The sequence below is a fragment of the Ensifer sp. ENS07 genome (assembly GCF_014852185.1).
Lineage (GTDB): Bacteria > Pseudomonadota > Alphaproteobacteria > Rhizobiales > Rhizobiaceae > Ensifer > Ensifer adhaerens.
In genome coordinates, this window is sequence record NZ_JACVBE010000002.1 from 377533 (window position 1) to 402567 (window position 25035).

36 protein-coding genes are annotated in these 25035 nt (G+C 62.9%); 23 read left to right on the forward strand and 13 right to left on the reverse strand.

Annotated elements, in window-relative coordinates; all coding sequences use genetic code 11:
• Positions 1 to 97: 97 nt before the first annotated feature.
• Positions 98 to 1672, reverse strand: coding sequence for a trimethylamine methyltransferase family protein (locus IB277_RS08875; protein WP_034788211.1), 1575 nt, complete (start codon positions 1670 to 1672; stop codon positions 98 to 100).
• A 334-nt stretch (positions 1673 to 2006) separates the two neighbouring features.
• Here IB277_RS08875 and IB277_RS08880 point away from each other — a divergent pair, with 334 nt between their 5' ends.
• A complete protein-coding gene (locus IB277_RS08880; RefSeq protein ID WP_034788208.1) occupies positions 2007 to 2702 on the forward strand; it encodes a B12-binding domain-containing protein in 696 nt (231 codons plus the stop codon).
• A 96-nt stretch (positions 2703 to 2798) separates the two neighbouring features.
• Here the strand turns inward: IB277_RS08880 and IB277_RS08885 are convergent, their stop codons facing one another.
• Positions 2799 to 2957 carry a hypothetical protein gene (locus tag IB277_RS08885; RefSeq protein ID WP_034788206.1) on the reverse strand — a complete coding sequence of 53 codons (159 nt, stop codon included), beginning with the start codon at positions 2955 to 2957 and terminating at the stop codon, positions 2799 to 2801.
• Between the two features lie 39 nt (positions 2958 to 2996).
• Between IB277_RS08885 and IB277_RS08890 the strand changes: the two genes are divergently transcribed.
• The 5 genes from IB277_RS08890 (at position 2997) to IB277_RS08910 (ending at position 6032) form a co-directional block, all read left to right on the forward strand.
• Positions 2997 to 3617 carry a DUF1638 domain-containing protein gene (locus IB277_RS08890; RefSeq protein ID WP_060520597.1) on the forward strand — a complete coding sequence of 207 codons (621 nt, stop codon included), beginning with the start codon at positions 2997 to 2999 and terminating at the stop codon, positions 3615 to 3617.
• A 99-nt stretch (positions 3618 to 3716) separates the two neighbouring features.
• Positions 3717 to 4706, forward strand: coding sequence for a CDF family Co(II)/Ni(II) efflux transporter DmeF (dmeF, locus tag IB277_RS08895; RefSeq protein ID WP_192370951.1), 990 nt, complete (start codon positions 3717 to 3719; stop codon positions 4704 to 4706).
• A 27-nt stretch (positions 4707 to 4733) separates the two neighbouring features.
• A complete protein-coding gene (locus IB277_RS08900; RefSeq protein WP_034788200.1) occupies positions 4734 to 5009 on the forward strand; it encodes a metal/formaldehyde-sensitive transcriptional repressor in 276 nt (91 codons plus the stop codon).
• Between the two features lie 370 nt (positions 5010 to 5379).
• The gene (locus tag IB277_RS08905; protein WP_060520596.1) at positions 5380 to 5613 is read left to right on the forward strand and encodes a hypothetical protein; all 234 of its coding nucleotides are present in this window, start codon (positions 5380 to 5382) and stop codon (positions 5611 to 5613) included.
• A 116-nt stretch (positions 5614 to 5729) separates the two neighbouring features.
• Complete coding sequence (locus IB277_RS08910; RefSeq protein ID WP_060520595.1) at positions 5730 to 6032, forward strand: hypothetical protein; 303 nt, start codon at positions 5730 to 5732, stop codon at positions 6030 to 6032.
• A 30-nt stretch (positions 6033 to 6062) separates the two neighbouring features.
• Here the strand turns inward: IB277_RS08910 and IB277_RS08915 are convergent, their stop codons facing one another.
• From IB277_RS08915 to IB277_RS08925, 3 genes are read right to left on the reverse strand one after another with little or no spacing between them, the layout of a single operon-like run.
• A complete protein-coding gene (locus IB277_RS08915) occupies positions 6063 to 6278 on the reverse strand; it encodes a hypothetical protein (RefSeq protein WP_034788194.1) in 216 nt (71 codons plus the stop codon).
• Positions 6278 to 6436: a hypothetical protein gene (locus IB277_RS08920; protein WP_156400735.1), complete on the reverse strand. Its 159-nt coding sequence runs from the start codon at positions 6434 to 6436 to the stop codon at positions 6278 to 6280. The genes IB277_RS08915 and IB277_RS08920 overlap by 1 nt, the downstream gene beginning before the upstream one ends.
• Before the next feature lie 44 nt (positions 6437 to 6480).
• Positions 6481 to 6654 (reverse strand): hypothetical protein, encoded by a 174-nt coding sequence (locus IB277_RS08925; protein WP_156400734.1) that lies wholly within the window; start codon positions 6652 to 6654, stop codon positions 6481 to 6483.
• A gap of 414 nt (positions 6655 to 7068) precedes the next feature.
• Between IB277_RS08925 and IB277_RS08930 the strand changes: the two genes are divergently transcribed.
• The 15 genes from IB277_RS08930 to IB277_RS08995 all read left to right on the forward strand — a co-directional run bounded on the left by IB277_RS08930 (position 7069) and on the right by IB277_RS08995 (position 17377).
• The gene (locus tag IB277_RS08930) at positions 7069 to 7374 is read left to right on the forward strand and encodes a hypothetical protein (RefSeq protein WP_060520594.1); all 306 of its coding nucleotides are present in this window, start codon (positions 7069 to 7071) and stop codon (positions 7372 to 7374) included.
• A gap of 42 nt (positions 7375 to 7416) precedes the next feature.
• The gene (locus tag IB277_RS38625; RefSeq protein WP_034788190.1) at positions 7417 to 7539 is read left to right on the forward strand and encodes a hypothetical protein; all 123 of its coding nucleotides are present in this window, start codon (positions 7417 to 7419) and stop codon (positions 7537 to 7539) included.
• 47 nt (positions 7540 to 7586) lie between these two features.
• Positions 7587 to 7850 (forward strand): DUF1488 domain-containing protein, encoded by a 264-nt coding sequence (locus IB277_RS08935; RefSeq protein WP_034788542.1) that lies wholly within the window; start codon positions 7587 to 7589, stop codon positions 7848 to 7850.
• Between the two features lie 275 nt (positions 7851 to 8125).
• Positions 8126 to 8899 carry a pyrroline-5-carboxylate reductase gene (locus IB277_RS08940; protein WP_192370952.1) on the forward strand — a complete coding sequence of 258 codons (774 nt, stop codon included), beginning with the start codon at positions 8126 to 8128 and terminating at the stop codon, positions 8897 to 8899.
• Positions 8900 to 9261: 362 nt separating this feature from the next.
• Positions 9262 to 9441, forward strand: coding sequence for a hypothetical protein (locus IB277_RS08945; protein WP_034788185.1), 180 nt, complete (start codon positions 9262 to 9264; stop codon positions 9439 to 9441).
• A 45-nt stretch (positions 9442 to 9486) separates the two neighbouring features.
• Complete coding sequence (locus IB277_RS08950) at positions 9487 to 10290, forward strand: formyl transferase (protein WP_089044214.1); 804 nt, start codon at positions 9487 to 9489, stop codon at positions 10288 to 10290.
• Positions 10291 to 10527: 237 nt separating this feature from the next.
• Positions 10528 to 10830, forward strand: coding sequence for a virulence factor (locus IB277_RS08955; protein ID WP_060520592.1), 303 nt, complete (start codon positions 10528 to 10530; stop codon positions 10828 to 10830).
• Complete coding sequence (locus IB277_RS08960; protein ID WP_110818619.1) at positions 10823 to 11425, forward strand: methylenetetrahydrofolate reductase C-terminal domain-containing protein; 603 nt, start codon at positions 10823 to 10825, stop codon at positions 11423 to 11425. The genes IB277_RS08955 and IB277_RS08960 overlap by 8 nt, the downstream gene beginning before the upstream one ends.
• Positions 11422 to 12513: a methylenetetrahydrofolate reductase gene (locus IB277_RS08965; RefSeq protein WP_034788174.1), complete on the forward strand. Its 1092-nt coding sequence runs from the start codon at positions 11422 to 11424 to the stop codon at positions 12511 to 12513. Before IB277_RS08960 ends, IB277_RS08965 begins: the two co-directional genes overlap by 4 nt.
• A gap of 89 nt (positions 12514 to 12602) precedes the next feature.
• Positions 12603 to 13568, forward strand: coding sequence for a methyltetrahydrofolate cobalamin methyltransferase (locus tag IB277_RS08970; RefSeq protein WP_034788171.1), 966 nt, complete (start codon positions 12603 to 12605; stop codon positions 13566 to 13568).
• Positions 13569 to 13607: 39 nt separating this feature from the next.
• Positions 13608 to 13910, forward strand: a complete 303-nt coding sequence (locus IB277_RS08975) for a hypothetical protein (protein WP_034788169.1) — start codon at positions 13608 to 13610, stop codon at positions 13908 to 13910.
• Between the two features lie 47 nt (positions 13911 to 13957).
• On the forward strand, positions 13958 to 14290 hold the full coding sequence (locus IB277_RS08980) for a hypothetical protein (RefSeq protein WP_060520591.1): 333 nt from the start codon (positions 13958 to 13960) through the stop codon (positions 14288 to 14290).
• A gap of 157 nt (positions 14291 to 14447) precedes the next feature.
• Positions 14448 to 16520: an ASKHA domain-containing protein gene (locus IB277_RS08985; protein ID WP_051659127.1), complete on the forward strand. Its 2073-nt coding sequence runs from the start codon at positions 14448 to 14450 to the stop codon at positions 16518 to 16520.
• A 136-nt stretch (positions 16521 to 16656) separates the two neighbouring features.
• The gene (locus IB277_RS08990) at positions 16657 to 16860 is read left to right on the forward strand and encodes a hypothetical protein (RefSeq protein WP_060601072.1); all 204 of its coding nucleotides are present in this window, start codon (positions 16657 to 16659) and stop codon (positions 16858 to 16860) included.
• Positions 16861 to 17059: 199 nt separating this feature from the next.
• A complete protein-coding gene (locus IB277_RS08995) occupies positions 17060 to 17377 on the forward strand; it encodes a hypothetical protein (RefSeq protein WP_034788160.1) in 318 nt (105 codons plus the stop codon).
• A 74-nt stretch (positions 17378 to 17451) separates the two neighbouring features.
• On the opposite strand, the gene IB277_RS38630 is transcribed toward IB277_RS08995, so the two are convergent.
• Together IB277_RS38630 and IB277_RS09000 are read right to left on the reverse strand one after the other, a co-directional pair.
• A complete protein-coding gene (locus tag IB277_RS38630) occupies positions 17452 to 17577 on the reverse strand; it encodes a hypothetical protein (protein WP_255380900.1) in 126 nt (41 codons plus the stop codon).
• Between the two features lie 36 nt (positions 17578 to 17613).
• Positions 17614 to 18060 carry a MarR family transcriptional regulator gene (locus IB277_RS09000; protein ID WP_210187425.1) on the reverse strand — a complete coding sequence of 149 codons (447 nt, stop codon included), beginning with the start codon at positions 18058 to 18060 and terminating at the stop codon, positions 17614 to 17616.
• Positions 18061 to 18187: 127 nt separating this feature from the next.
• Between IB277_RS09000 and IB277_RS09005 the strand changes: the two genes are divergently transcribed.
• Positions 18188 to 18442 carry an acyl carrier protein gene (locus IB277_RS09005; RefSeq protein ID WP_034788158.1) on the forward strand — a complete coding sequence of 85 codons (255 nt, stop codon included), beginning with the start codon at positions 18188 to 18190 and terminating at the stop codon, positions 18440 to 18442.
• A gap of 336 nt (positions 18443 to 18778) precedes the next feature.
• Here the strand turns inward: IB277_RS09005 and IB277_RS09010 are convergent, their stop codons facing one another.
• The 5 genes from IB277_RS09010 to IB277_RS09030 form a co-directional block, all read right to left on the reverse strand.
• Positions 18779 to 19636 carry a transporter substrate-binding domain-containing protein gene (locus IB277_RS09010; protein ID WP_034788156.1) on the reverse strand — a complete coding sequence of 286 codons (858 nt, stop codon included), beginning with the start codon at positions 19634 to 19636 and terminating at the stop codon, positions 18779 to 18781.
• A gap of 64 nt (positions 19637 to 19700) precedes the next feature.
• On the reverse strand, positions 19701 to 20477 hold the full coding sequence (locus tag IB277_RS09015) for an ABC transporter ATP-binding protein (protein ID WP_090294039.1): 777 nt from the start codon (positions 20475 to 20477) through the stop codon (positions 19701 to 19703).
• A gap of 2 nt (positions 20478 to 20479) precedes the next feature.
• Complete coding sequence (locus IB277_RS09020) at positions 20480 to 21202, reverse strand: ABC transporter permease (RefSeq protein ID WP_060528781.1); 723 nt, start codon at positions 21200 to 21202, stop codon at positions 20480 to 20482.
• On the reverse strand, positions 21202 to 21921 hold the full coding sequence (locus IB277_RS09025) for an ABC transporter permease (protein ID WP_089044217.1): 720 nt from the start codon (positions 21919 to 21921) through the stop codon (positions 21202 to 21204). The genes IB277_RS09020 and IB277_RS09025 overlap by 1 nt, the downstream gene beginning before the upstream one ends.
• 33 nt (positions 21922 to 21954) lie before the next feature.
• Entirely contained in the window at positions 21955 to 23379 is a 1425-nt protein-coding gene (locus IB277_RS09030; protein ID WP_060601087.1) for a M20 family metallopeptidase, read from the reverse strand.
• A 293-nt stretch (positions 23380 to 23672) separates the two neighbouring features.
• Between IB277_RS09030 and IB277_RS09035 the strand changes: the two genes are divergently transcribed.
• The gene (locus IB277_RS09035) at positions 23673 to 24329 is read left to right on the forward strand and encodes a GntR family transcriptional regulator (RefSeq protein WP_034788143.1); all 657 of its coding nucleotides are present in this window, start codon (positions 23673 to 23675) and stop codon (positions 24327 to 24329) included.
• 28 nt (positions 24330 to 24357) lie between these two features.
• Here the strand turns inward: IB277_RS09035 and IB277_RS09040 are convergent, their stop codons facing one another.
• Entirely contained in the window at positions 24358 to 25002 is a 645-nt protein-coding gene (locus IB277_RS09040) for a VIT1/CCC1 transporter family protein (protein ID WP_060601091.1), read from the reverse strand.
• Between the last annotated feature and the right edge of the window lie 33 nt (positions 25003 to 25035).

A 25035-nucleotide genomic window follows, 5' to 3' on the forward strand; every position in this document is an offset into this window, starting at 1 on the left:
GCCCCTGGTGTTCGTAATGCGGGCGCCAGACCTCCTTCTGGATCATGTCGGCCACCTGCGCCGCGCCGCCTTGCTCCCTGGCTCGCTCGGGACCCTTTCAGGTGAAAGCGTCCGGCATCGAGTCCTTGCGGCTGGCGATGAACGCCTTCAGCTTTTCGTCGATCTCGGGATCGAGGTAAGGCGCCTCGTAATGCTCCAGCCAACTGCGGCAAAGGGCATTGGCGCGTTGCTCGATGCGCTTTTCGCCTTCCACTTCCCACTGTTCGAAGGAATTGTTGTCGGCGAGCGGCGAACGGTAGAACGCCGTCTGGAAGTTGGCCTGGGTATGCGCGCAGCCGAGATAGTGGCTGCCCGGACCGACTTCGCGGATCGCGTCCAGCGCCTGGGCGTTTTCCGAGAGGTCCACGCCTTCGGCCATCTTCTGCATCATGCCGAGCTGGTCCTGGTCGATCATGAACTTCTCGTAGGACGAGATCAGACCGCCTTCGAGCCAGCCGGCAGCGTGCAGCACGAAGTTGGTGCCGGCAAGAAGCGTCATGTTCAGCGTGTTGGCCGATTCGTGCGCTGCCTGCGCGTCCGGAACCTTGGAGCCGCAGAGCGAACCACCGGTACGGAACGGAAGCTTCAGGCGACGCGCGAGCTGGGCTGCGCCATAGGAGACGAGCGACGGCTCCGGCGTGCCGAAGGTCGGCGCGCCCGACTGCATCGAGATCGAGGCGGCAAACGTGCCGAAGAGCACCGGCGCGCCCTTGCGGATGAGCTGGGTGAAGGAGGCGCCAGCGAGAACCTCTGCAAGGATCTGCGTCAGCGTGCCGGCAACCGTCACCGGACTCATGGCGCCCGACAGGATGAACGGCGACAGCACGCAGGCCTGGTTATGGCGGGCGTAAACCTTGAGCGCGCCCACCATGGTCTCGTCGAAGACCATCGGCGAGTTGGCGTTGATAAGGTTCAGCGTAACGCAGTTGTTTTCGACGAAGTCGTCGCCGAAGACGATCTTCGCCATGGCAATCGTGTCTTCCGCCCGCTCCGGCGCCGTCACCGAGCCCATGAAGGGTTTGTCGGAATATTTGATATGGCTGTAGACCATATCGAGGTGGCGCTTGTTGACGGGGATGTCGACCGGCTCGCAGACCGTGCCGCCGGACGAGTGCATCGACGGCGCCATATAGGCGAGCTTCACGAAGTTGCGGAAATCCTCGATCGTCGCATAGCGGCGATTGCCTTCCAGATCGCGCACGAAGGGCGGGCCGTAGACCGGCGCGAAGATCGTCGCCTTGCCGCCGACCTGGGCGCTGCGCTCCGGATTGCGGGCATGCCAGGTGAATTCGGACGGTGCCGTTTTCAGAAGCTCGCGGCAGAGACCCTTGGGGAAATGCACGCGCTGGCCGCGCACGTCGGCGCCGGCCTGCTTCCAGAGTTCGAGCGCCTCGGCGTCGTCACGGAACTCGATGCCGATTTCCTCGAGGATCGTATCGGCATTGCGCTCGATCAGTTGCAGGCCTTCCTCGTCCAGCACCTCATATTCGCGAATCTTGCGCTGGATATAGGGCAAAGACGGCCCCGGGCCGCCGCCGGTGCGCGATGCGCGCCTTGCTGCTGCTCCCCGTCCCTCGCCGCGTGCGCGGCGACCGCCGCCTTCAACCGCGCCCTGATCTGTCACGTCGCTCATTCGCTTTTCCTCTCCCGCGCATCACTTTTTGCGCCTTCAAGCATCATTTGACCTTAATGCTACCAAGCATCGGGGGCCTTGCGGGTCTCAATGCGCCAAGGCGTGGCGCAACTCGAACACTGCCGAGCGGCGACAAGAGGGCGCAAAAACCGCGTGGCGCGAATATATTGTTTTTGTTAAGAATATACAGGCGGCAAAAGAAGCCGCCCTCCCGTCGCTTTTTGTCATATGCGACGTCGCTTTCGAAAACAGATTTTTAGACATCGACCGCTATGGATTGATGGACGCGTCCGAAAATTTCGCGCGACCGTGCCAGGAACCGAGGAACCCCAATATGGCAGACGATGAAATCATTCTCGAGGACCTTTCCGACGAAGAACTCGTGCAGCAGATGCACGACGACCTCTATGACGGCCTGAAGGAGGAAATCGAGGACGGGACCAACATCCTGCTCAAGCGCGGCTGGACGCCTTACGACGTCCTGACCCAGGCGCTGGTCGAAGGCATGCGCATCGTCGGCATCGACTTCCGCGATGGCATCCTGTTCGTGCCGGAAGTGCTGCTCTCGGCCAACGCCATGAAGGCCGGCATGACCATCCTGCGCCCGCTTCTCGCCGAAACCGGCGCGCCGAAGCTCGGCAAGATGGTGATCGGCACCGTCAAGGGCGACATTCACGACATCGGCAAGAACCTCGTCGGCATGATGATGGAAGGTGCGGGCTTCGACGTCGTCGACCTCGGCATCAACAACCCGGTCGAAAACTATCTCGAAGCGATCGAGCGCGAGCAGCCGGATATTCTCGGCATGTCCGCGCTTCTGACCACCACCATGCCCTACATGAAGGTCGTCATCGACACGCTCAAGGAAAAGGGCCTGCGCGACGACTACGTCGTTCTCGTCGGCGGTGCGCCGCTCAACGAGGAATTCGGCAAGGCCGTCGGTGCCGATGCCTATTGCCGCGATGCGGCGATTGCGGTCGAAACCGCCAAGGACTTCATGAAGCGCAAGCACAACCGCCTGGCCGGCTGAGCTTCGGACAATCCGAAATGACAAAGCCGGCCGCGTGGGTGAAATCCGCGGCCGGCTTTCCTATGTCTGGCGAGCGTGCCTGGCAGGTTTGCCGGGTTAGTTGACGGAGTTTGCCACCTTCTTGCCGGCCGACTGTGTCGCGTTGACCGTGTTTGCGGTATCCTGTCCGATGCCGCGGATGGTGTTGCCGCAGGCGGTAAGCGTCGAAAGGGCGACGAGAACGGCGCCGACGGTTGCAAGGGTCTTTACTGTCATGGTCAGGGTCCTTCCCGCTGATAGCCACATGGAATCAAGATGGAAAAAGTATCGCCCGCAATAGAACGTGCACAACCGGAAAAAGTTCACGTGATCGGTTGCGGCGCCATCGCCCGCGAAATCCTGGCGATCTGCGAGGCGAACGGGCTTGGCCATATCGACCTCAACTGTCTGCCCGCCATCTGGCACAACACGCCCGACAAGATCACCCCGGGCATTCGCGACGCCATTGCCAAGGCCCGCGCCGAAGGCTTCGAGCGCATCTTCGTCGCCTATGCCGACTGCGGCACCGGCGGCCAGCTCGACCGACTTCTGGAGGAGGAAAAGGTCGAGCGTATCCCCGGTCCGCACTGTTACTCCTTCTTTGCCGGCAACGATGATTTCGCCCGCCGTTGGGACGACGACCTCACCGCCTTCTTCCTCACCGACTTTCTCGCCCGCCAGTTCGAGGCCTTCGTCATCGAACCGCTCGGCCTCAACCGGCACCCGGAGCTCCGGGACATGTATTTCGGCCACTACCGCAAGCTCGTCTATCTCTCGCAGCAGGAGGATGAAGGCTTGCAGGAGAAGGCGAGGAAGGCCGCCGAGCGGCTCGGGCTCGAATACGAATATCGGTTTACCGGTTACGGCGATCTGACGACGTCGCTGCTGACGGCGTGAATTAGCGACATCATCAAGCTGAAATCGCAGACCCGAAACAGAGACTTTACGTCGAATCCAATATAGGGTACCCCCCTATATAATATTGGAGGCATCGACATGGGCAATCACGACCGCGACCATCATCACCACCACGGACACCACGGGCATTCGCATGACGACGCGCGCGTGCTCGCGGCCAGCCATGATCACGTCTTCCTCGGCGGCAATCACGAGCGTAACGAGCGGCGGACCTGGATTGTCATCGCGGTGACCGCAACGATGATGGTGATCGAGATCGCAGCAGGTCAGATCTTCGGCTCGATGGCGCTGGTTGCCGATGGCTGGCACATGTCGACCCATGCGGCCGCGATGCTGATCGCAGCGCTTGCCTATCTCTATGCACGCAAGCATTCGAACAATCGCCGCTTTACCTTCGGCACGGGAAAGCTCGGGGACCTCGCCGGCTTTTCGAGCGCCATCGTGCTGGCCCTGATCGCGCTTCTGATCGGCTGGGAGAGCCTGCGCCGCCTCAACGCTCCGGTGACGATCGATTTCAGCGAGGCGATCCTCGTCGCTGTTGCCGGCCTCATCGTCAATCTCGTCTGCGCCTGGCTCTTGAAGGACGATCACGACCATCATCACCACGATCATCACGGCCACCACCATGGGCACCATGGTGGGCAGGATCGCAACCTGCGCGCCGCCTATCTGCACGTCCTTGCCGACGCGCTGACCTCGGTGCTCGCCATCGTCGCCCTTGGTCTCGGCGCAATCTATGGCTGGCTGTGGCTCGATCCCGCCATGGGCGTCGTCGGCGCACTTGTCATTGCGCGCTGGTCCTTCGGCCTCATTCGCGATACCGGCGCGACATTGCTCGACTATATCCCCGATGGCGAAGACCTGCCGGACGAGATCGGCGAGATCGTCGCCAGGGAAGACGCCGAGATCGTCGATCTGCACGTCTGGCAACTCGGGCCTGGCCACCACGGTGCAATCGTCTCGCTCGTCGCCGACAACCCGCGGGCACCGTCCTATTATCGCGAAAAGCTTGCCGCCATTCACGATTTGTCGCATGTGACCGTGGAGGTGGAACCACGGGCCGCATAGCGGCGGCGCCCGAAACCGGAGTTTGCGATGACCCATACCATCCGCGAGAAACAGAAGCTCATCAACAGGGTCCGGCGCCTGCGCGGCCAGATGGAGGCGGTCGAGCGGATGCTGGAGGAGGAGAAGGGCTGCGCCGAGGTCATGCAGGTGATCGCCGGCATCCGCGGCGCGGTCAACGGGCTGATGGCGGAAGTGGTCGAAGACCATATCCACATGCATGTCGCCGCAGCCGAGCTGTCGCAGAAGGACCGGGAGGAAGCGGCGGCCGAACTGGTGGATGTGGTGCGCGCCTACCTGAAATAGCGTCGCTGCCGCGCACTTTGCCAAGGTCACCGTTGCCGCCGAGAACCATGCTGTGCTCGGCGATGGCGACCGGTCATGCTTTCTGCCAGCTCACAGACTGACCGCGAAGTCCTGCCGGCCGCAACAGCACGTCGTCCGCCTGATCGCCGGTGATCACGTTCCGTCAGAGGCCGACGATCCGGCTTCCGCCCGGGCCCCCTCATTGCCGGGCCCCTTGCCAGGTCCCCTTCTTCGCCGTCTGAACTCTTAATTTGAAACCATGTTCGCGCCAGCCCGTTTAGCTGGCGTAACTCATCCCTGACGCTTCCTCAGCCGCCTGACAATTGGCCGTCTTTGCGCCAAGCACGGAGCCAGAACGCGGGAGCGTCCCATGACCAAGAATTTCACGAACGACAAAAAGAGACTGCTTCACGGCTGGGATGCGGTCTACGATCTCGAAGAGTTCATTCTGGCCTATCACTTGGCACCGCTGGCAGCGCGTGACATCTTCGCAAAAGTCGGCCCGCGCAGGCTCGATCTGGCGAATGCGATGGATGCGCGCAGCACAGCGACGGGCGACGAAGCGAAACGCGCGCTCGGCCAAAACATACCTCCCGGTGCTTGAGTGAAGTTCGTTGCGCTGGCGCGACAACGCGTGCAGGGTGCTTCATCGACGGCGATTGAAGCGGGCGCCGTCGCCTACGGGCCTTCGTGCCTAGGCCCCAACCAAAGGAGGACGCAATGTCTTCCAGCAATCCAGAACATTATCTTCACTCCGACGACCTCAGCCTTCTGGTCGAGGTACTCGCCGCTGCCGGCTACTACGGAACGACCGCGACGGCAGACCCGGGCGGACGGCTTGCCGCCACGCGCTTCCTGATTGCGGCACTTGAAAGCGGCGTCGACAGCCACGCCACTCCGGAGGCGGCGCTGGCCGAGCCGGGCACTGCCGCGGAGTTTCCGAGGGCCCCTTCCCGTCCGGCGCCTTATGAGCAATTCAGACAGGCTGCAGTTGATCGAAAGACCGGCAGCGTGCCCCGCTGAGCCACCATCGTGGGTTTCCAGCCCACCCATCTAACCCCTATCTTCCGGCGGCCGGGGCGGAAGCTGGATCGTGCCCCTGCGTATGCGGTCTTTGAGATTGAGAATATCGAGAAGATCATCCGCTTCGTCGCGCGGCAAGTTGGACATCAGATAACCGTCAACAACAACCGGTTGCCCGGTGAAGACATCGACAACCGCCCAAACATTGTTGGCTTCGACCTTGAGACCGTACCTTAGTGTTGTCATCAGCCCAGTCCGTAATCGGGGTTTACCGCCTGCCCTTGCTCAGCCACATGCGGCATGGCGGGGCGATCGCTCGCATTGCCCTGAGGTGGCCTGAAGGCCCAGACAAGAAAAACCGACAGGGCGACCAGAAACAGTGAGAAGACCAAACGGGAGGACATCGCGCCTCTCCTTCATCGAATGAGGCCATCGCGGCTGGGGGGTGTCACGCGGCTGGGGAAAGAAAGCGCGCAATAACCTTCTGCAGGGTCTCGGCAGCCACTCGGTTCAGCGCGACCTCGATCTGGCCGTCGTCGCATTCCAGGCAGAGAGTGCCGATCAGCGGCGCCTTGTGCAGGGTGATGATTTCGCTCTGGTAGAGTTTGTTCGGCTCGGACATGACAGTCTCCAGTTCCAAGCGACGAGCTTAACACATCCTCGATCGGCACGTGGCTTTTATCACGCGAGCAGCGAGAAACTCGGGAGAAACACCGGCGTCGCGCCAAAAACACTTTAAATCTGCGCCGGCCGACACACGCGCCTCAATTGAAACTCAATCGACGCGCAATAGTATATCCAAGTAAATTTGGCCGATGTGGCTTTCGCGGTATCAGAATTTCTAACCGCACCTATTCTCCTAAATTTTCGAACGACACGCAAGCTTCGGATCCAGTGCTTGGTCCATGCTTCGCCTCGAAGCACATCGCGCATTGTAACGTCTGTTCGTTCCCCGAACCTTGGTTGATCGGTCGATAACCGGCTCATCGCAGCCGACCGACCGTGCCTGCCCACACCTAAAAGGACTGAGACCACTATGAACGCTTTATCTTTTACGAAACGCATCATCCGCGGCCCCCGCGACCAGTCGCCGGTTCACCGCTTCCAGGTCGGCCAGCTTGTTCGCTCGAAGGGAGCGCTGACCAGAGAGTCGATCATCGGGGACACCTACCGCATAACCGCCACGCTCCCCATCCGCGACAATGCGCTCCAGTACCGCATACGCAGCAGCGACGAATGCCATGAGCGCGTGACCGATGAAGGCAATCTCGAACTGATTCGTCCCGCCGATGAGCGAATGGCCCTGGCCGAACGGGCCTTCAAGTCCAGACACGCCCTTTAGATCCAAACCATCTTCCTAACAGATCAGCTGCAGGAGGCGATCATGAAGTACCACATACCGGCTCAGATCTATCTATTCGACTACCGCGGCCTGCTTGCCTGGATCGCCCTTTCGCTGGCGGTCGCCGTCGTCGTGACCACGATCCTTTTCGGGCGGATCTTGTGACGGCCCGTCTCTGGCCGGCCTGGCTTACCGCCAAAAGGATTACGACCATGCCGCTGACCTTTCCGAACCCATGCCGAAGCTTCGATGAAGCGCGCAAGGCCGTACGTTTCCTTGGCCACGATGGCATGTTCGAAGTGCCCTTCTATGTTGAGGCGGCCGCCCTCTCCCGTGGCGCGCCCACCCGGACGACCGAAGCAGCCTGCTTGCTGGCCTTCGATGCCGCGCGCAACGCAATCCACGAGGCCGCGACGGCAGCCTATGCCAAGGGGCGCCGGACGATCTATGTCCTCACCGCCGATGACTTTCGCTAGGTCCCGGGCCAAAACGCAGCAGCCTTTCGACCAACACCCCTTGGCCTAGCAGGGGTCTCCGCCTTATGCGGCAACGCCCCGCAGCGGCCGAAAGGGCGTGGCAATCTCAACCGCACTGTTGAAATGCGTCCTGCTCTCCTGTGGGCGACGCCATGGCGAGCGCTTGTCGCCGGCGCCTTTGCTATTATTATCCCGCGAATTCCAAACCCGTACCCGTGCATGCCACACCCGGCAGTTTCACGGACCTTCTGAAATCACCAGGCGACAGAACTTTCATGAAACTTGGATTCATCGGCACCGGCGCACTCTCCTCGGCGATCGTCACCGGCCTCAAGACGCTTCCCGGCGAGATCACCACCGTCGTCCTTTCGCCGCGCAACGAAGAGATCGCTGCGGGCCCTGCCGCCCGCTTTCCTGACGTGACTGTCGCTGCCGACAATCAGGCGGTGCTCGACGCCTCAGACACGGTCATGCTCGGCGTCCGGCCGCAAATCGCCCGCGACGTGCTGCCGACCTTGCGCTTTCGCCCGGATCACCATGTCGTCAGCCTGATCGCGACCTTCTCCTGCGCCGAGATCGCCGCCATGGTCGGCCAAGTGAAGCGGGTGACCAAGGCCTTGCCGATGCCGATGATCGCGATCCGCCAGGGCCCGACGATCATCTTCCCGCCGGATCCGGATATGGCGGCGTTTTTCGGCCGGCTCGGCACGGCGATCGAAGTAACAAGCGAGAGCGAATTCGATGCGCTAAGTGTGGCGACCGCCACCTATGCCAGCTACTTCAAGTACCTGGAAACGATCCATAGCTGGCTAAAGGACAACGGCGTCGACGAAGCCAAGGGCCGCGCCTATATCGCCAGCCTGTTTGGCGCGCTCGGCCAGGCGCCGGAAACGACCCCGGACGCGAGCTTCGCGCATCTGGCGCAGGACTACGCGACACGCGGCGGCATCAATGAGCAGGTGCTGCGGGAGTTGACGGAGCACGGCACCTTCGAAAAATTCAGGGAAAGTCTCGGCGGCATCCACCGGCGGATTACCGCAGCGTCGTGAGAAAAGCCCCTCATCCGGCCTGCCGGCCACCTTTCTCCCCGCAAGCGGGGCGGAGGAAATTCGCGGCACCACTCCGCCAACAATAAACACCACGATTTCCGCCTCGCTGCGGCTCCGCTCGGCGAAACTAAGATCGGGCCACGTCCCCTCTCCCCGCCTGCGTGGAGAGGGTTAGGGTGAGGGGCAATCCGGTTTGCAAGGACTCCGGCTAGCCTCGTCCACCGACGCTGACCGAAGCGCAGCGGCTTACGTGAGCGCTCGCTCCTGCAACGAAAAAATAAGCTCTTCCTAATCCCTATATCTGCGCTACCCTGCGTTACATCTCAGTGCGCGACGGCTGCGTCTTGGGACGGGAGGCGCCAGTGAAAATCCTCGACTATCTGCCCTACGCCATCGGCTGCGCCGCCGGGCTGCTGCTGTCGCTGGTCGTCGGCGCGGTCTGCAGCCTCTCGGATGACGTGAAGATGGTCGAATCCGTCGCCCTCGTCGTGCTCGGTGGCGGTGTCGCCGAATGGTACTGGAACCAGTTAAGCCGGCGGTAACGGGCAAGCCTTCATAACTCGGCCCTGTTCATCCGCGGGGCCGCCATGACCGACATCGCCAGCCAAAATCAAGCCGCAGGCGGACGCCCCGGCCGCGTCGTCGTGGTGACCGCGGGCGGCGAGAACCCCTGGATCATGATCAACGCGTTCTCCGCGCATTTCGCCGACGTTGCAGTCGTCGAGGAGCAGCCGGAATCGAAGGGCCTGTTCCTGCGCCGCCGCGCACGCAAGCTCGGCTGGCTGACGGCGCTGGGGCAGCTTGCGACCATGATCGCCTCGCGCTTCGGCAAGCGTTTTACCCGCAAGCGCGCGGACGAGATCTTCGCGACCTACAAAGTCTCGGGAAAACCCGATCCGTCGATCCCGGTAAAGTCCATCGCCTCCATCAACGACACGGACGCCATCGCCCAAGTGCGCGCGCTCAAACCCGATGTCGTCTTCCTCATCAGCTGCCGCATGCTGAAGGCCGAAACGCTGGCCGCCATCCCCTGCCCGGCCCTCAACTTCCACGCCGGCATCAACCCGGCCTATCGCGGCCTGATGGGCGGTTACTGGGCGCGGGCCAACAACGACCTCGAAAACTTCGGAGCGACCGTGCATCTGGTCGATGCGGGCGTCGATACCGGCGGCGTGCTCTACCAGTCGCGCCAGAAGCCTGCCCCTCACGATACGATGCACACCTATCCGCTGCTGCAGACGGCGGCTTCCACGGATATTGCGATTGCCGCCGTCGGCGATGCGCTCGCCGGAAAGCTGCAGGTCATCGATGTCGCAGGCCCGTCACGGCAATGGTATCATCCGCCGATCTGGACCTGGATATGGAACGGCCTGAAGCGCGGCATCTGGTAGGCTGACAAGCCGCCCTTACCTCCTTCCGACATCGGCTAAAAGCCTGAAACTGCGGGTAATCCTTGCCGATGGTTCCTGGCTGCAAGAAGCGCCTCAACTGCGACTTGCGCATCACCGCCAAGACGTCTGATATGGCATCCGCGCCAGCGTCGTTTTTGGACATATCCGACGTCGTGGCGAGATGAGCCCGGACGCCGGTACATGCGCATTGTCGCAGAACGAGGAGAACAACACCCCATGGCAGATCGCATTATCGTCTACTGGCGCGACATTCCGGCCCAGGTCATCATCAAGAAGGGCCGCACGACGGCGAAGCGCGAGCTGTCGCTGCGCTTCACCGAAGCGATCGACATGTGCGCCATGCGCACCGGTGCGGCTGAAACCGACGACTACCTCGCCGAATGGCGCAAGGCCGATCCGGTGCCGGTCTCCGACGATCTGGAAACGGAAGCCGACCAGGCCGCCGCCGAGCTCGAAGCCGCCTATGACCGCGAACGCCTCGTCGCCCTCGTCAAAGCCGGAGGCCGCGACAATGGCTGACGCCAAACCGCCGAGCGAGCCGAAGGTCATGAAGGGCAACGCCGCCCCGGCCGCCAAGGCCGCAACCGGCGCGTTTACGCCGTCTGGCGTTTCGCCGAGCCGCCGCTCGCGCCACAAATATACGGTCCGCCTCTGGGCGGTCCGCAACTCCCGCTTCCTCGAATGGTTCTACCACCGCTTCGCCGATCTGTTCCTGCTGCTTCACCCGCTGTGGAACGCCCTCGGCTATGGCCGGGTGGAGCGGCCCATCACCTTCGTCGAACGCCACGTGAAAGGCTTCCTCTTCGACTGTCGCATGTGCGGCCAGTGCGCGCTGTCCTCGACCGGCATGTCCTGCCCGATGAACTGTCCGAAGCAGCTGCGCAACGGCCCCTGCGGCGGCGTGCGCGCCAACGGCAATTGCGAGGTCGAGCCGGACATGCCCTGCGTCTGGGTGCAGGCCTGGAAGGGCTCGCAGAACATGGAGAAGGGCAACGCCATCATGAACGTGCAGAAGCCGGTCAACCAGTCGCTGCGCGAAACCTCGTCCTGGCTGCGCGTGACGGCGGAAGCCGCAGCGCGCCGTGAAGCGGCATCCAAGGAAGGCCAGGCATGAGCCCCGACATCAATCCCTTCGATCCCGGCGCGCCGCTCGAGCCCCTGCCCGGCCATTCCTCCCGCGGCCGTCTTGAGCGGGTTTTGCGCCGCGGCGAGTTCGCCGTCACCGCCGAACTCAACCCGCCTGACAGTGCAAACCCGCAGGACGTCTACGAGCGCGCCGCGATCTTCGACGGCTGGGTCGACGGCATCAACGCGGTCGATGCCTCCGGCGCCAACTGCCACATGTCCTCGGTCGGCATCTGCGCGCTTTTGACCCGCATGGGCTACGCCCCGATTATGCAGATCGCCTGCCGCGACAAGAACCGCATCGCCATCCAGGGCGACGTGCTCGGCGCCTCTGCCATGGGCGTTCAGAACATCATGTGCCTGACCGGCGACGGCGTGCAGGCCGGCGACCAGCCAGGCGCCAAGCCCGTCTTCGACCTCGACTGCATGTCGCTGCTCGAAACCGTCCGCATCATGCGTGACAACTCGAAGTTCCTTTCCGGCCGCAAGCTGACGACGCCGCCGCAGGTGTTCCTCGGCGCCGCGATCAACCCCTTTGCCCCGCCTTACGATTTCCGCCCCTATCGTCTGGCCAAGAAGATCGAGGCCGGCGCCCAGTTCGTGCAGAGCCAGTACTGCTTCGACGTGCCGATGTTCCGCGAATACATGAAGAAGGTGCGCGACCTCGGTCTGCACGAGAAGTGCTATATCCTTGTCGGCGTCGGGCCGATGGCATCGGCCAAGACCGCCCGCTGGATCCGCTCCAACGTGCCGGGCATCCATATTCCGGACAGCGTGATTACCCGCCTTGAGGGCGCGCAGGACCAGAAGAAGGAAGGCAAGCAGCTCTGCATCGACATCATCAACGAGGTGAAGGAGATCGAAGGCGTCTCCGGCATTCACGTCATGGCCTACCGCCAGGAAGAATATGTCGCAGAAATCGTGCATGAATCGGGCGTCCTGAAGGGCCGCCGCCCCTGGAAGCACGAGACGCTGCCGGAGGATGCGATGGTTGCCGAGCGCCTGGAGCACATTCGCGAGGGCAAGGAAGAAAACCAGCAACAGATGGCCGAAGCCGCGGCCCATCACCCGCACTGACCGCAGACAAAACTGGCGCCGGCCACAAGGCGCCTATCATCGACTTCACGGGCGTGATTACATAGACGCCAAATGACAAAGGACCCTGCATGACCCGGACCATCGTCGCTTCCGCCACCCGCGAGATCATCATCGGCTTCGACCAGCCGTTCTGCGTCATCGGCGAACGCATCAACCCGACCGGCCGCAAGAAGCTGGCCGCCGAAATGATCGAGGGCAACTTCGATACCGTCATCAAGGACGCGCTGGAGCAGGTTGCCGCCGGGGCGACGATGCTCGACGTCAACGCCGGCGTGACCGCCGTCAACCCGAACGAGACCGAGCCGCCGCTCTTGGTCAAGACACTCGAAATCGTCCAGGGCCTCGTCGACGTGCCGCTGTCGATCGACAGTTCGGTGACGGCCGCGATCGAGGCGGCACTGCGCGTCGCCAAGGGCCGCCCGCTGGTCAACTCCGTGACCGGCGAAGAGGAAAAGCTCGAAGCGATCCTGCCGCTCTGCAAGAAGTATGACGTTCCGGTCGTTGCCATCTCCAACGACGAAACCGGCATTTCCGAAGATCCGGATGTGCGTTTTGCCGTCGCCAAGAAGATCGTCGAGCGCGCCGCCGACTTCGGCATCAAGCCGCACGACATCGTCGTCGACCCGCTGGTCATGCCGATCGGCGCCATGGGCACCGCCGGCCAGCAGGTCTTCGCACTTCTGCGGCGTCTGCGCGAAGAGTTGAAGGTCAACACCACCTGCGGCCTGTCCAACATCTCCTTCGGCCTGCCGCACCGCCACGGCATCAATGCCGGCTTCATTCCGATGGTCATCGGCGCCGGCATGACGTCGGCAATCATGAACCCCTGCCGCCCGCAGGAAATGGAAGCCGTGCGTGCGGCAAACGTGCTAAACGGCACCGACCCGAACTGCACCCACTGGATCAAGACCTACCGCGACCACAAGCCGGCCGAAGGTGGCCACGTGGTTGCGGCAGCACCAGTGGCAGCCGCCGGTGGCGGACGTCGCGGTGGCCGCGCGGCCCGCACGGGTGGTGCGGCTGCCAGCGAGTAGTTCCTGGATCGGCGCTGATGCGCTCGAGGGAGAAGGACGATGAGAAGCCAGTTGCGCCTCCTTGCCGTCGTTCTCCCTCTGGTCGTTATCGCCAGGTACACACTGTTTGACGATGCGGCCGAGTTTCAGCGGTTCTACGCCGCGCTCCGCACCTATGGTGCGCCCGTGATCATCGTGACGGCTGCCGTACTTGGAACAATAATGATCGCCACCGTCACCAGGAAGGTCTATCTCGGTCCGCAGGAGCAGGTGATCAAGGCTTGCCTCTGGGGCAGCTCGGCCGTGCTGGCCGCGACTCTTGCCTATACATTCGCAGTCGTAAAACTTGCCGGGGCGCCGTAGCAACGCACGTCGGTTCATCCATCCGCCAACGCAAAGTGGAGATCACCATGACACGCAGCCTACGCCTGGATGCCGCCACCCTCTGGTTCGAGGCCCCCTTCGTCATCGCCGTCCGACTGCAGGAGATGCAACTGGCGGCGCTCACCGGCAAGACCCAGGACGTGACCGAGCTTCATCGCATGGTCTCCGAGAAGATCGCCGCCACGGCCGAGAGCGTCATGGCCGTGAACATGGCCCTTTGGAAGGCCGCTTTCGACAACACCTTGCGCCTGATGACCGGCGGCACGGCGTCTGGCCACGGAACGGCGATTGCGTCCGCAGCCCTCAGGCCCTATGGCAAGCGCGTGCGCAGCAACGCCCGGCGGCTGTCGCGCAAGTAAGCCTGACGCGCCACCGTGCCCCACGCCTAACTGTTTGAAACAGAAGCTTCCATGTCGGGATTGGACAACTATCGGGCGCCGTTCCGGTGCAGTCTGAAACCGTTTACCCGTGCTTCGCCTGACCCATTGAAGCGGACCTGACGAAAGACCACAGAGCATGCGCATTGAAGGTACCTCCGAGATCGAGACCAACATGACCGAAGCCGCGCAAAAGGACCCTCTCGTGCTGTTCATGCCTTCGGGCAAGCGCGGCCGCTTCCCGGTCGGCACGCCGGTTCTCGATGCGGCGCGCAAGCTCGGCGTCTATGTCGAAAGCGTGTGCGGCGGGCGCGCCACCTGCGGACGCTGTCAGATCGTGGTGCAGGAAGGCAACTTCGCCAAGCACAAGATCGTCTCGTCCAACGACCACATTTCTGAAAAGGGCGCCAAGGAAGATCGCTACGAGAAGATCCGCGGCCTGCCCGACGGCCGCCGCCTCTCCTGTTCCGCCCAGATCCTCGGCGATCTCGTCATCGACGTGCCGCAGGATACCGTCATCAACGCCCAGGTCGTGCGCAAGGCCGCAACCGATCGGGTGATCGAGCGCAATGCCGCCGTTCAGCTCTGCTATGTCGAGGTGGACGAGCCCGACATGCACAAGCCGCTCGGCGATCTCGACCGGCTGAAGGTGATGCTGGAGAAGGACTGGGGCTGGAAGGATCTGCTGATTGCACCGCACCTGATCCCGCAGGTTCAAGGCATCCTGCGCAAGGGCAACTGGGCCGTCACCGCCGCCATCCACCGCGACATGGATAGTTCGCGCCCCTTCATCGTCGGCCTGTGGCCGGGCCTCAAGAACGAGGCATATGGCGTTGCCTGCGACATCGGCTCGACGACGATCGCCATGCATCTCGTGTCACTGCTCTCGGGTCGCATCGCCGCCTCGTCCGGCGCCTCCAACCCGCAGATCCGCTTCGGCGAAGACCTGATGAGCCGCGTCTCCTATGTGATGATGAATCCTGATGGCCGCGAGGCGATGACCAAGGCCGTGCGCGAGGCGGTCAATGGTCTCATCGGCAAGGTCTGCGCCGAGGGTGAAGTCGACCGCCACGACATTCTCGACATGGTCTTCGTCGCGAACCCGATCATGCACCACCTCTTCCTCGGCATCGACCCGACGGAACTCGGCCAGGCGCCGTTCGCGCTCGCCGTGTCAGGCGCGCTGCAATATTGGGCGCATGAGATCGATATCGACGTCAATCGCGGCGCGCGCCTCTACATGCTGCCCTGCATCGCCGGCCATGTGGGCGCCGATGCGGCGGGCGCAACCCTCGCCGAAGGGCCCTATCGCCAGGACAAGATGATGCTGCTCGTCGATGTCGGCACCAATGCCGAAATCGTGCTCGGCAACAAGGACCGCGTCGTCGCCGCTTCCTCGCCCACGGGCCCGGCCTTCGAAGGTGCGGAAATTTCGTCGGGCCAGCGCGCCGCCCCCGGCGCGATCGAGCGCGTGCGCATCGATCCCGTAACGCTGGAGCCGCGCTTCCGCGTCATCGGCGTCGAAAAGTGGTCGGACGAGGAAGGCTTTGCCGAGGCGGCCGCATCAGTCGGCGTCACCGGCATCTGCGGCTCGGCGATCATCGAGATCGTCGCCGAGATGTATCTTTCCGGCATCATCTCCGAGGACGGTGTCGTCGATGGTGCCATGGCGGCAAAAAGCCCGCGCATCATCCCGAACGGCCGCACCTTCTCCTACCTCCTGCACGAGGGTGAGCAGCGCATCACCGTGACGCAGAACGACATCCGCGCCATCCAGCTCGCCAAGGCAGCGCTCTATGCCGGCATCAAGCTGCTCATGGAAAAGCAGGGCGTCGACCACGTCGACACCATCCGCTTTGCCGGCGCCTTCGGCTCCTTCATCGATCCCAAATATGCGATGGTGCTGGGCCTCATCCCGGACTGCGATCTCGACGACGTAAAGGCCGTCGGCAACGCCGCCGGTACCGGCGCGCTGATGGCGCTCTTGAACCGCGGCCACCGCCGCGAGATCGAGCAAACTGTCAGCAAAATCGAGAAGATAGAGACGGCGCTTGAATCAAAATTTCAGGAGCATTTCGTCAACGCCATGGCGATGCCGAACAAGGTCGACAGCTTCCCGAAGCTTTCGACCGTGGTCACCTTGCCGGAGCGCAAGGTGAGTAGCGATGACGGTGAAGGCGGCGGAAGGCGGCGGAGGAGGAGCCGGGAGTAGTCCGGTAACCATTCCGAGTTTTCGCAAGTCTCTGCCGTGTCGAAATACGACAACCGCCGTATGTCTTCGTTCTCACAGCAGGTCTACGCCGAGGTTGGCGCGCTTTTGCGCGTGCTTTTGAACCAAGGAGAGACCAATGAAAATCATCATCGCAGTCGCGGCATCGCTTGCATTTGCCGGCTCCGCCTTCGCAGCGAGTTCGCTGGGGGCCTCTGAAAATCAGCCGGCTGCCAAAGCCATTGAAGCAATCGAGTTGGCGGGCGGTAGCGGGAAACCCAACACGACGCCGGGCACGGGCAGGTCCAACCTCACGCGCGGCAAAACATCGTACTTTGGTTGACGCAAACGAAGGGCGGCACCAGCCGCCCTCTCGCCATGAACGTGGCGGCCGACCGCACAAGCGAAAGTCCTCGTTTGGTCGCGCATCGGGCTATTATGCTGTTTGGTGAATGTGGACACTGGAGATTTCAGCTTGCCTTAATTCCGGCGGCGGGCGACGGTCTGATGAAACCTATTCCTTAAACTGGCATCCAGAACCCATGAACGACAAAATTCTCGATACCCTGACCGGCATGTACTTCACAGTCGACGATCCCGATGGCACCTATGGCACCGGTCAGATCATCCGGCTTGCCGCCGAGGGGATCTACTTCATTCGCTACGACGGCAACGAGGTGGAATTGCCGATGGAGCTCGTTTCGATCGGCGAAATGCTGCAGACCACCGAAGAAGACTACAAGCTCTGGCGGTTCTTCGACACGACCGAGGAACGGGACAAGTGGATCGAGTGGCTGGACGCCCCCTCGAAGCCGCGCGTCGTCTCGCTGGTGCGGCCGACGCCTGCTCCGACGAAATAGGGCATCGTTGGAAGGTGACCGGGGCGGCTTTGCCGCGCCGGATTGGGCTTGGCGCGGTGGCTGCCGCGCCTCCCTCAAGGCTGGATCGAGGAAGGCTTTTCCTTAAGCCGTTCCATGAACCGACCATAGTCCGGCCGGAACAGGGCATAGGCGGTGGCTGCGGCATCGAACCAGTTTCTGGTCCCGACTTCAGCGGCCACCGGAAGCCTCCTTCTCCTGACGATGGGGGGCGGCCTTCAGGCGGCTCGCGAACCCTTCCCGCTCCAGCGCCGCCCCGAGCGCCTGTAGCACCTCAAGAACCGGATATCCGATTCCAGCTCGAGGCACCGGATCGCCAGGAATGTCATCTGCCGGTGCGGCTCCAGAGTTGTCAGGAGGGCGACGCCCTTTTTCGTCAACCGCAGGCCGGTCTTTCTGCCGTCGTCGAGGCCGCGCCGGGCAAGGAGCCCGCCCTTCAGCATCAGGCTGACCGTCTGGCTGATCGCGCCCTGGGTGAGACTGCTGTTGCTGGTGATCTCGGTGACGGTCTCGGCGCCGGCGGCAAGCGCGCGCAACAGGGGCGTATAGCGCGGCCTGTAGTCGATCTTCAGGGTTTCATATCGCTCGGCGGCACCCTGATCGACGCGTTCGCCGATATATCGCAGGAGTTCGCCGAGGTGCCGAGGTCTGGCACTGGCAAACACCCAGGGGCTCTCCCTCACCGAAATGGCCTAACCCATTTGGATCATGACGAAATCAGCGAATGATCCTATAGGCCTAGACGGCCGTTCACCGCCCTTTGTGTTATGCTTTAAGGGAGGGAGTAGATCCATGGCACCCACACGATCCGATGTTTCCGAACGCGTAAAGGCGATCCTCGTCGAGCTGCTCGGCGTGAAGGCTTCCGAAGTGAAAGACGATGCCGAGATCGAAGAGGATCTGGGCGCCGACTCGCTCGAAGTGTCTCAATTGGCGATGTTGGTGGAGGAAGAGTTCGAGATCTATCTGACCGACGACTCTGTCGAAAAGCTCGTCACGGTCGGCGACCTGATCGACTTTGTGCTCGCGTCGAAAACGCTGAAGTGATCATCCGGCAATAAAAAAGGCCGGGGCGAAACCGCACCGACCTTCCTCATCATCGCTCTTACACCAGTGCCAGTACATCCGTGGTCAAAAGTCTAAAGCGACGCGACAGTTGCGAGCGGCGAACACATTCAGCGCTCATAAGCAAATGTCGACAGATGGGCTTATACGAAGCGATTGTGTTCGAAAGATGTCCACACGCGCTGCGCGTCGCTATTAAATAAACAGCCCTGGCGCCTTGCAAGCGCGCGAGGAAGCGCCGGGCATTCCAGTCACAGAAAACACCGCGCGTTCGACGGAACGCGCGGTGCTTTGGTTGAGAGGGCGAACCGACCCGGATTACTGCGGCGTCAGGTCGAAGCCGAACCACTTCTCCGACAGGCGCTTGATGGTACCATCGGCCTTGGCAGCGGCAATTGCGTCGTCGAACAGCGCCTTCAATTCGGGGTCGCTCTTGCGCAGGCCGACGGAGCTGCCGGCGCCGAGGAAGCCGCCCTGGAAGCGGGGGCCGGTGATGACCATGTCGCTGTTGGCGGGCTTTTCGACGGTCGTCTTCAGGTAGCCCATGGACGCCATGACGAAATCGACGCGGCCGGCGACGAGATCGAGATCGTGCTGCTCGGTCGTCTTGTATTCGCGCACCTCGACGACGTCCTTCAGATATTCGTCGATGAAGCGCGCCGCGATCGAGGCGGTCTGGACGCCGATGGTCTTGCCTTCGATCAGCGGCTTCAGCTCGTCGACCGCCTTGCGCGCGCCGGCCTCGTTGGAGGCAAGCGAGAAGAGCTCGCCCTTCATCGGCAGGGTTTCGAGATCACCGCCCTTCAGCGTCGCGAAGGCCTGGCCGGTGCTACCGTAGGACATCGAGAAGTCGATGACTTCCTTGCGCTTCTCGGTGGCCGACATGCCGGCCATGATCGCGTCGAACTTGCCGGCGTTGAGCGCTGGGATCATGCCATCGAAGGACTGCGCGATGACGGTGCATTCGACCTTCATGTGGTCGCAGAGGATCTTGCTGAGCTCGATCTCGTAGCCGTCGAGCGTGCCGTCCGCCTTGGTCAGGTTATAGGGCGGAAAGGCACCTTCGGTGGCGATCGTCACCTTCGTCCACTTCTTGTCTTCGGCCTGCGCCGGCATGGACATCAGCCCCGCGGCAACGGCAAGCGCCGATGCCATGATTGCGGTGGTCTTTTTCATTGCAGCATTCCCCTTTTGTGGATGTTGATTGCCTTGTTTTTCGGCCCGCCGATCACGACAGGCGTCAACTCTTGATGAACTGGCGGAAGCGTTCGGACTTCGAATGGGTGAAGACCTCGTGCGGCGGCCCCTCCTCCTCGATCGTGCCCTTGTGCACGAAGACGACGCGGCTCGAGACGTCGCGGGCAAAGCCCATCTCGTGGGTGACGACCAGCATGGTGCGCCCCTCCTCCGCCAGGCCGCGCATGACGCGCAGCACCTCGCCGACCAGTTCCGGGTCGAGCGCCGAGGTCGGTTCGTCGAAGAGCATCGCCTTCGGGCGCATGGCAAGCGCACGGGCGATCGCGGCGCGCTGCTGCTGGCCGCCGGAGAGATGCGAGGGATAATGGTTGCGCTTGTCGGCGATGCCGACCTTGGCAAGCAGGGCTTCGGCCTCCTCGATCGCCTCGACGCGCGGGCGCTTCAGCACATGCACCGGCGCCTCGATGACGTTTTCAAGCACGGTCTTGTGGGACCAGAGATTGAAGCTCTGAAACACCATGCCGAGTTCGGAGCGGATGCGGTCCACCTGTTTCGGGTCGGCCGGGCGGCTGCGCCCATCGTTCGATGTCTTCAGCCGGATCGCCTCGCCGGCGACCTCGATCGTGCCCGAATTCGGAACCTCCAGCATGTTGATGCAGCGAAGCAGCGTCGACTTGCCGGAGCCGGAGGATCCGAGGATGGAAATCACCTCACCCTCGCGCGCGTCGAGCGAGACGCCTTTCAGCACCTCGACCGGGCCGAAACTCTTGTGAAGGTCGTGCACGCGGATCGCGACCGGTGCGGTGACGGCGGCGGACATGTTCAATGGGCTTCTCCCTTGAGTTCGGCGGAGATCGGCAATGGCGCGCGCAGCTGCGGGTTAAACCGGTGTTCGGCAAACGCAACGAGCCGGGTCAGCGCGAAGTTTATGGCGAGATAGATGAGACCGGCGACGACGAAGACCTCGATCACCCGGTAGCTCTCCGAGATCAGCTTGGCGGCGACGCCGGTGATTTCCATCAGCGTGATGATCGAGGCGAGCGAGGTCGCCTTGACCATGGAGATCATCTCGTTGCCGTAACCGGGTAGCGCCTGGCGCAGCGCCTGCGGCATGACGATGCGGCGAAAGATCATGACGCGCCCCATGCCGCAGGCCCGCGCTGCCTCGACCTGGCCGTGCGGAACCGAAAGGAGGCCGCCGCGGATGATTTCGCTCGCATAGGCGGCCGTGTTCAGCATCAGCGCCAGCACGGCGCACCAGTAGGGTTCGCGCAGAAGCGGCCAGAAGATGCTGTGGCGGACGGCGGGAAACTGGCTGAGGCCGTAATAGATCAGGAAGATCTGCACGAGCAGCGGCGTTCCGCGAAACAGGAACACGTAAGTGCGGGCAAAGAGATCGAGCGCAAGAATGCCCGACAGACGGGAGAGCGCCAGCCCAAGAGCCAGCACCGAACCAAGCGCGATCGATGTCGCGGCAAGCTCCAGCGTCAGCGGCAGCGCCGTCGCCAAGCTCCAGAAGGTTTCGAGGGCAAATTTGATATCCATCAGCCCCTCCTGACGCCGCGCGAGAACCGGCGCTCGGTAACCTGAAGAACGAGGCCCGACACGGTCGAAATCGCGAGATAGATCATGGCTGCGATGAAGAAGAAGTCGAAGGGACGGCTGGTCGATCCGGCGCCGATCTGCGCCTGACGCAAGAGTTCGACTACACCCGTGACCGACACCAGTGCGGACTCCTTCAACACCACCTGCCAGACATTGCCGAGACCGGGCAGCGCATAACGCAGCGTCAAGGGTGCAATGATGCGGCGAAACTTGAGGAGCCGGCCCATGCCGCAGGCGGTTGCCGCCTCCAACTCGCCCGGATGCACGGCGCGGAAGGCGCCGCGATAGACCTCGGTCTGCTGGGCGCCTGAGGTGATGCCGACCGCAAGTGCACCGGCGATGAAACCGGGGAAGCTGACGAAACCCTCCGCACCGAACAATTGGCCGACGGCCGTCACCACGGCGCTGCCGCCGAAATAAAAGAGATAGATGACCAGGAGGTCGGGAATGCCGCGAAGGACCGTCGTGTAGGCCTCGGCGCATCCACGGACGACCGGGCCGCCGGAGATCTTCGCCCAGGCGCCGAAGGTGCCGATGAGGCCGCCGATCGCAAAACCGGCAATCGCGATCAGGATCGTCATCCAGGCGCCGGCGGCAAGCGCCGGCCCCCAGCCGTCCGGCCCGAAGCTGATGATGTCGAGGAAACCGGGCTCAGTCATCGCAGCGCCTCCCTTCGCTTGTCGATCGATGACTTAACCATGGCTCACCCCGGGGATCGGCGGGTCGACATCGTCAGGAATGGGATTGACGAAGGGCGTGCCCTCGAGCCGCGAGGCATGGTCGGCCTTGGCGGCGGCAATGAGCGCGGGATCGAGGATGAGCTCCACCGCCGTGCTCGCCATCACCTTGGCCGCGTGCTCCATGCCCTTGTGGGCAGCCGGCAGCTTGCCTTGCGCGACCAGCTGCCAGGAATGGCCGGGCGTGCCGATCGCGTAGGTCGCGCCGCGCATCTGCACAGTCGGCACCACCCAGCTCACCGTTCCGACATCGGTGGAGCCGACAAGCGTGCCGGCGCCGTTTTCCGGCGGAAAGATCGTGTCGCAGAGCGAAACGCCCCGTCGCAGCTTGAGCCCGAAACGCTCGAAGGCAGAGGCGATATCCTCGCCGGTAAAGGTCTCCTGGAACTTTGCCGCCGTCCGCCGATCATCCTCGTCGAACTGCGGCGGTCCCAGATGCTCAAGCTGGCGGTGCATCAGCGCTTCGAGCGGGGTGTTTCCGACGAGGTTGGCGTCGCCGCTGACGATCTCGTCCGTGACCGTGGTGCCCGTCATCAGCGCCGCGCCCTTGGCAACGCTGCGGACACGTTCCACGAGATCGAGCAGTTCCGGCAGGCTGCGGGCGCGCACGAGATAGCGCGCCTTGGCGCGGGCCTGCACCACGTTCGGCGCGTTGCCGCCGGTGTCCGTCACCGCATAGTGGATGCGCGCCGACGATGGCATGTGTTCGCGAAGATAGTTGACGCCGACATTCATCAGTTCGAGCGCATCGAGCGCGCTGCGGCCGAGATGGGGAGCAGCCGATGCATGGGATGCCCGGCCGCTGAAGCGGAAGTCGAGCTCGTTGCAGGCAAGCGAAATGGGGTTGTTGACGCCGGCAAAGGGTGCGGGGTGCCAGGAAATCGCGATATCGACATCGTCGAACACGCCAGCGCGCACCATGAAGCCCTTGGACGAGCCGCCCTCTTCCGCCGGGCACCCGTAATAGCGCACCCGCCCCTTGATGCCGCTGGCCGTGAGGTAATCCTTGACGGCGGTCGCCGCCATCATCGCGCCGGCGCCGAGCAGATTGTGGCCGCAGCCATGGCCATTGCCGCCGTCGACCAGAGGCCGCTCCTCGGCAATGCCGGCCTCCTGGCTGAGGCCCGGCAGCGCATCGAACTCGCCGAGAATGGCGATAACCGGTCCGCCCTCGCCCGCCTCGCCCATCACCGCCGTCGGCATGCCGGCGATACCGCGCGATACGCGAAAGCCCTCGGCCTCCAGCAGTGCGGCGTGTTCGGCCGACGAGGAAAACTCCTCGTAGTTGGTTTCCGGCGTATCCCAGACCCGGTCGCTGAGCACGAAGAACCGTTCGCGCTTGGCTTCGAGGAGTTCCCAGACGGCATCGGCATTTTTCATCGTTTCTTGACTTCCGCAACAATAGTAACCAGAATTGGCGCCAATTTATGATAACATTTTTGGATACACAAGAGGGTCCTGAAACATTTCGAGCGATGTGCACAACGGCGAGAGGCAGGCAGGCAACGCCGCTGTCCCGCATTGAATTGTTCAGGACGGCATCATAGTTTCTCCAAAAATGGAGCCAATTCCGCTGCGGCGGGCGACGCGAGGCACGCGCCGGGGACCTGGGACATGCACCAGCAACGTGCGTCAGAGGCCGGTGACAGGCGGAAAGAGAGTGTAAGGCAGGAATGAGCGACGATCTGACGGAAATGCTGGCGCCCGAGGAAAAGCCCGAGGACAAGAAGGACGTTACCGACCTCCTGCTGCACGACATCCTGACCGGGACCCTGCCGGCCGGCGCCTGGCTGAAGCAGATCGACCTGGAGCGCCGCTACGACTGCACGCGGCCGGAGGTGCGCCGGGCGCTCGACCGGCTGTCGCAGCGCAGGCTGGTGCAGCACAATCCCAACCGCGGCTACCAGGTCTATGAACTCGACGACCAGCGCACGCAGGAAATCAGCGATATCCGCGTGATTCTCGAAACCGGCGTCGCCGACCGCATGGTTGCCAATGCAACGCCCGCCACCATCGCCGAACTGAGGCAACTCGCCCGGCAGTTCGACGAGATGTCGTTTCGCGGCTCCATCATGGAGCACTATGACGCCAACCTCGCCTTCCACCGCGCCCTTCTCATGCTCTCGGGCAATTCCGAACTCGTCGACGTCGTTGCCGAAATCCGCCAGCGCACCGTATCGGCCCCGGTATCGCAATGGCGCACCCGCGCCCGCATCGAGCAATCGGCCCGCGAGCACCACCTGATGGTCGACGCGCTGGAAGCCCGGGATCTGCCCGAACTGAAACGGCTGATCGAAATCCACATCCGCCAGGCACCGATCAAGGTGTGAGCGAACCCTCGTCGCTCAAGGGCGAAAGTTATCCGCCAAAGAGGATCGTCACCGCCACCAGAACCGCGCCGATCGCAGCCATCGCAAGGGCCATCGGCCAGGGGCTTCGGCCCATGTAGCGGCCGAGGCGCGCGCCGATGACGAAGAGCATGACGAGCGCAATGGCGTTGGAGGCGCGCATGGCGAGCGCGACATTGTCCGTCAGCAGGAAGGGAATGCTTGGCGGCAACGTCGAGGCGACGACCAGCAGAAAGATCGCGACGGCTGCCTTAAGGTCGTGTGCGGTCACAACCCGGTGCCGGGGGTCGGCGGAGAGCGCCCTCACCCGGACAAGCAGCGCTTCCGTTTCCTTGGGCGAAGAGACGCGGCGCACATCGTCCGGCAGGCTTTCGAGAAACAGTTCGCGGGCGCGATCGAGCCGCTCAGACCTGAGCCTGTCGAGAAAACCGCGCCGTCGCACACGCTCCACCACCGTCGTCAGCACATACATGACGCCGTCGACGATGCCCCAGGCGATGTTGCAGCCGAGGGCGGCGACGAGCACGGCATTGACGCCGCCCTCGCCGGCCGTGACCGTGCTCATGGTTCCCGTGAAGGACAGCGCCATCAAGAGGCCGAAGATGATCTCCGACAGGCGGTCGATCGGATCGAGGACGCGCGACCGTTCACTCATGGCCGGGCACCCGACGAAAGTGGCCAGGACGAC

What these genes read in the sequence shown, in the direction of transcription:
- IB277_RS08875 (WP_034788211.1), bottom strand. Translation starts at nt 1,672, where the DNA reads ATGAGCGACGTGACAGATCAGGGCGCGGTTGAAGGCGGCGGTCGCCGC.
- IB277_RS08880 (WP_034788208.1), top strand. Translation starts at nt 2,007, where the DNA reads ATGGCAGACGATGAAATCATTCTCGAGGACCTTTCCGACGAAGAACTC.
- IB277_RS08885 (WP_034788206.1), bottom strand. Translation starts at nt 2,957, where the DNA reads ATGACAGTAAAGACCCTTGCAACCGTCGGCGCCGTTCTCGTCGCCCTT.
- IB277_RS08890 (WP_060520597.1), top strand. Translation starts at nt 2,997, where the DNA reads ATGGAAAAAGTATCGCCCGCAATAGAACGTGCACAACCGGAAAAAGTT.
- dmeF (WP_192370951.1), top strand. Translation starts at nt 3,717, where the DNA reads ATGGGCAATCACGACCGCGACCATCATCACCACCACGGACACCACGGG.
- IB277_RS08900 (WP_034788200.1), top strand. Translation starts at nt 4,734, where the DNA reads ATGACCCATACCATCCGCGAGAAACAGAAGCTCATCAACAGGGTCCGG.
- IB277_RS08905 (WP_060520596.1), top strand. Translation starts at nt 5,380, where the DNA reads ATGACCAAGAATTTCACGAACGACAAAAAGAGACTGCTTCACGGCTGG.
- IB277_RS08910 (WP_060520595.1), top strand. Translation starts at nt 5,730, where the DNA reads ATGTCTTCCAGCAATCCAGAACATTATCTTCACTCCGACGACCTCAGC.
- IB277_RS08915 (WP_034788194.1), bottom strand. Translation starts at nt 6,278, where the DNA reads ATGACAACACTAAGGTACGGTCTCAAGGTCGAAGCCAACAATGTTTGG.
- IB277_RS08920 (WP_156400735.1), bottom strand. Translation starts at nt 6,436, where the DNA reads ATGTCCTCCCGTTTGGTCTTCTCACTGTTTCTGGTCGCCCTGTCGGTT.
- IB277_RS08925 (WP_156400734.1), bottom strand. Translation starts at nt 6,654, where the DNA reads ATGTCCGAGCCGAACAAACTCTACCAGAGCGAAATCATCACCCTGCAC.
- IB277_RS08930 (WP_060520594.1), top strand. Translation starts at nt 7,069, where the DNA reads ATGAACGCTTTATCTTTTACGAAACGCATCATCCGCGGCCCCCGCGAC.
- IB277_RS38625 (WP_034788190.1), top strand. Translation starts at nt 7,417, where the DNA reads ATGAAGTACCACATACCGGCTCAGATCTATCTATTCGACTACCGCGGC.
- IB277_RS08935 (WP_034788542.1), top strand. Translation starts at nt 7,587, where the DNA reads ATGCCGCTGACCTTTCCGAACCCATGCCGAAGCTTCGATGAAGCGCGC.
- IB277_RS08940 (WP_192370952.1), top strand. Translation starts at nt 8,126, where the DNA reads ATGAAACTTGGATTCATCGGCACCGGCGCACTCTCCTCGGCGATCGTC.
- IB277_RS08950 (WP_089044214.1), top strand. Translation starts at nt 9,487, where the DNA reads ATGACCGACATCGCCAGCCAAAATCAAGCCGCAGGCGGACGCCCCGGC.
- IB277_RS08955 (WP_060520592.1), top strand. Translation starts at nt 10,528, where the DNA reads ATGGCAGATCGCATTATCGTCTACTGGCGCGACATTCCGGCCCAGGTC.
- IB277_RS08960 (WP_110818619.1), top strand. Translation starts at nt 10,823, where the DNA reads ATGGCTGACGCCAAACCGCCGAGCGAGCCGAAGGTCATGAAGGGCAAC.
- IB277_RS08965 (WP_034788174.1), top strand. Translation starts at nt 11,422, where the DNA reads ATGAGCCCCGACATCAATCCCTTCGATCCCGGCGCGCCGCTCGAGCCC.
- IB277_RS08970 (WP_034788171.1), top strand. Translation starts at nt 12,603, where the DNA reads ATGACCCGGACCATCGTCGCTTCCGCCACCCGCGAGATCATCATCGGC.
- IB277_RS08975 (WP_034788169.1), top strand. Translation starts at nt 13,608, where the DNA reads ATGAGAAGCCAGTTGCGCCTCCTTGCCGTCGTTCTCCCTCTGGTCGTT.
- IB277_RS08980 (WP_060520591.1), top strand. Translation starts at nt 13,958, where the DNA reads ATGACACGCAGCCTACGCCTGGATGCCGCCACCCTCTGGTTCGAGGCC.
- IB277_RS08985 (WP_051659127.1), top strand. Translation starts at nt 14,448, where the DNA reads ATGCGCATTGAAGGTACCTCCGAGATCGAGACCAACATGACCGAAGCC.
- IB277_RS08990 (WP_060601072.1), top strand. Translation starts at nt 16,657, where the DNA reads ATGAAAATCATCATCGCAGTCGCGGCATCGCTTGCATTTGCCGGCTCC.
- IB277_RS08995 (WP_034788160.1), top strand. Translation starts at nt 17,060, where the DNA reads ATGAACGACAAAATTCTCGATACCCTGACCGGCATGTACTTCACAGTC.
- IB277_RS09005 (WP_034788158.1), top strand. Translation starts at nt 18,188, where the DNA reads ATGGCACCCACACGATCCGATGTTTCCGAACGCGTAAAGGCGATCCTC.
- IB277_RS09010 (WP_034788156.1), bottom strand. Translation starts at nt 19,636, where the DNA reads ATGAAAAAGACCACCGCAATCATGGCATCGGCGCTTGCCGTTGCCGCG.
- IB277_RS09015 (WP_090294039.1), bottom strand. Translation starts at nt 20,477, where the DNA reads ATGTCCGCCGCCGTCACCGCACCGGTCGCGATCCGCGTGCACGACCTT.
- IB277_RS09020 (WP_060528781.1), bottom strand. Translation starts at nt 21,202, where the DNA reads ATGGATATCAAATTTGCCCTCGAAACCTTCTGGAGCTTGGCGACGGCG.
- IB277_RS09025 (WP_089044217.1), bottom strand. Translation starts at nt 21,921, where the DNA reads ATGACTGAGCCCGGTTTCCTCGACATCATCAGCTTCGGGCCGGACGGC.
- IB277_RS09030 (WP_060601087.1), bottom strand. Translation starts at nt 23,379, where the DNA reads ATGAAAAATGCCGATGCCGTCTGGGAACTCCTCGAAGCCAAGCGCGAA.
- IB277_RS09035 (WP_034788143.1), top strand. Translation starts at nt 23,673, where the DNA reads ATGAGCGACGATCTGACGGAAATGCTGGCGCCCGAGGAAAAGCCCGAG.
- IB277_RS09040 (WP_060601091.1), bottom strand. Translation starts at nt 25,002, where the DNA reads ATGAGTGAACGGTCGCGCGTCCTCGATCCGATCGACCGCCTGTCGGAG.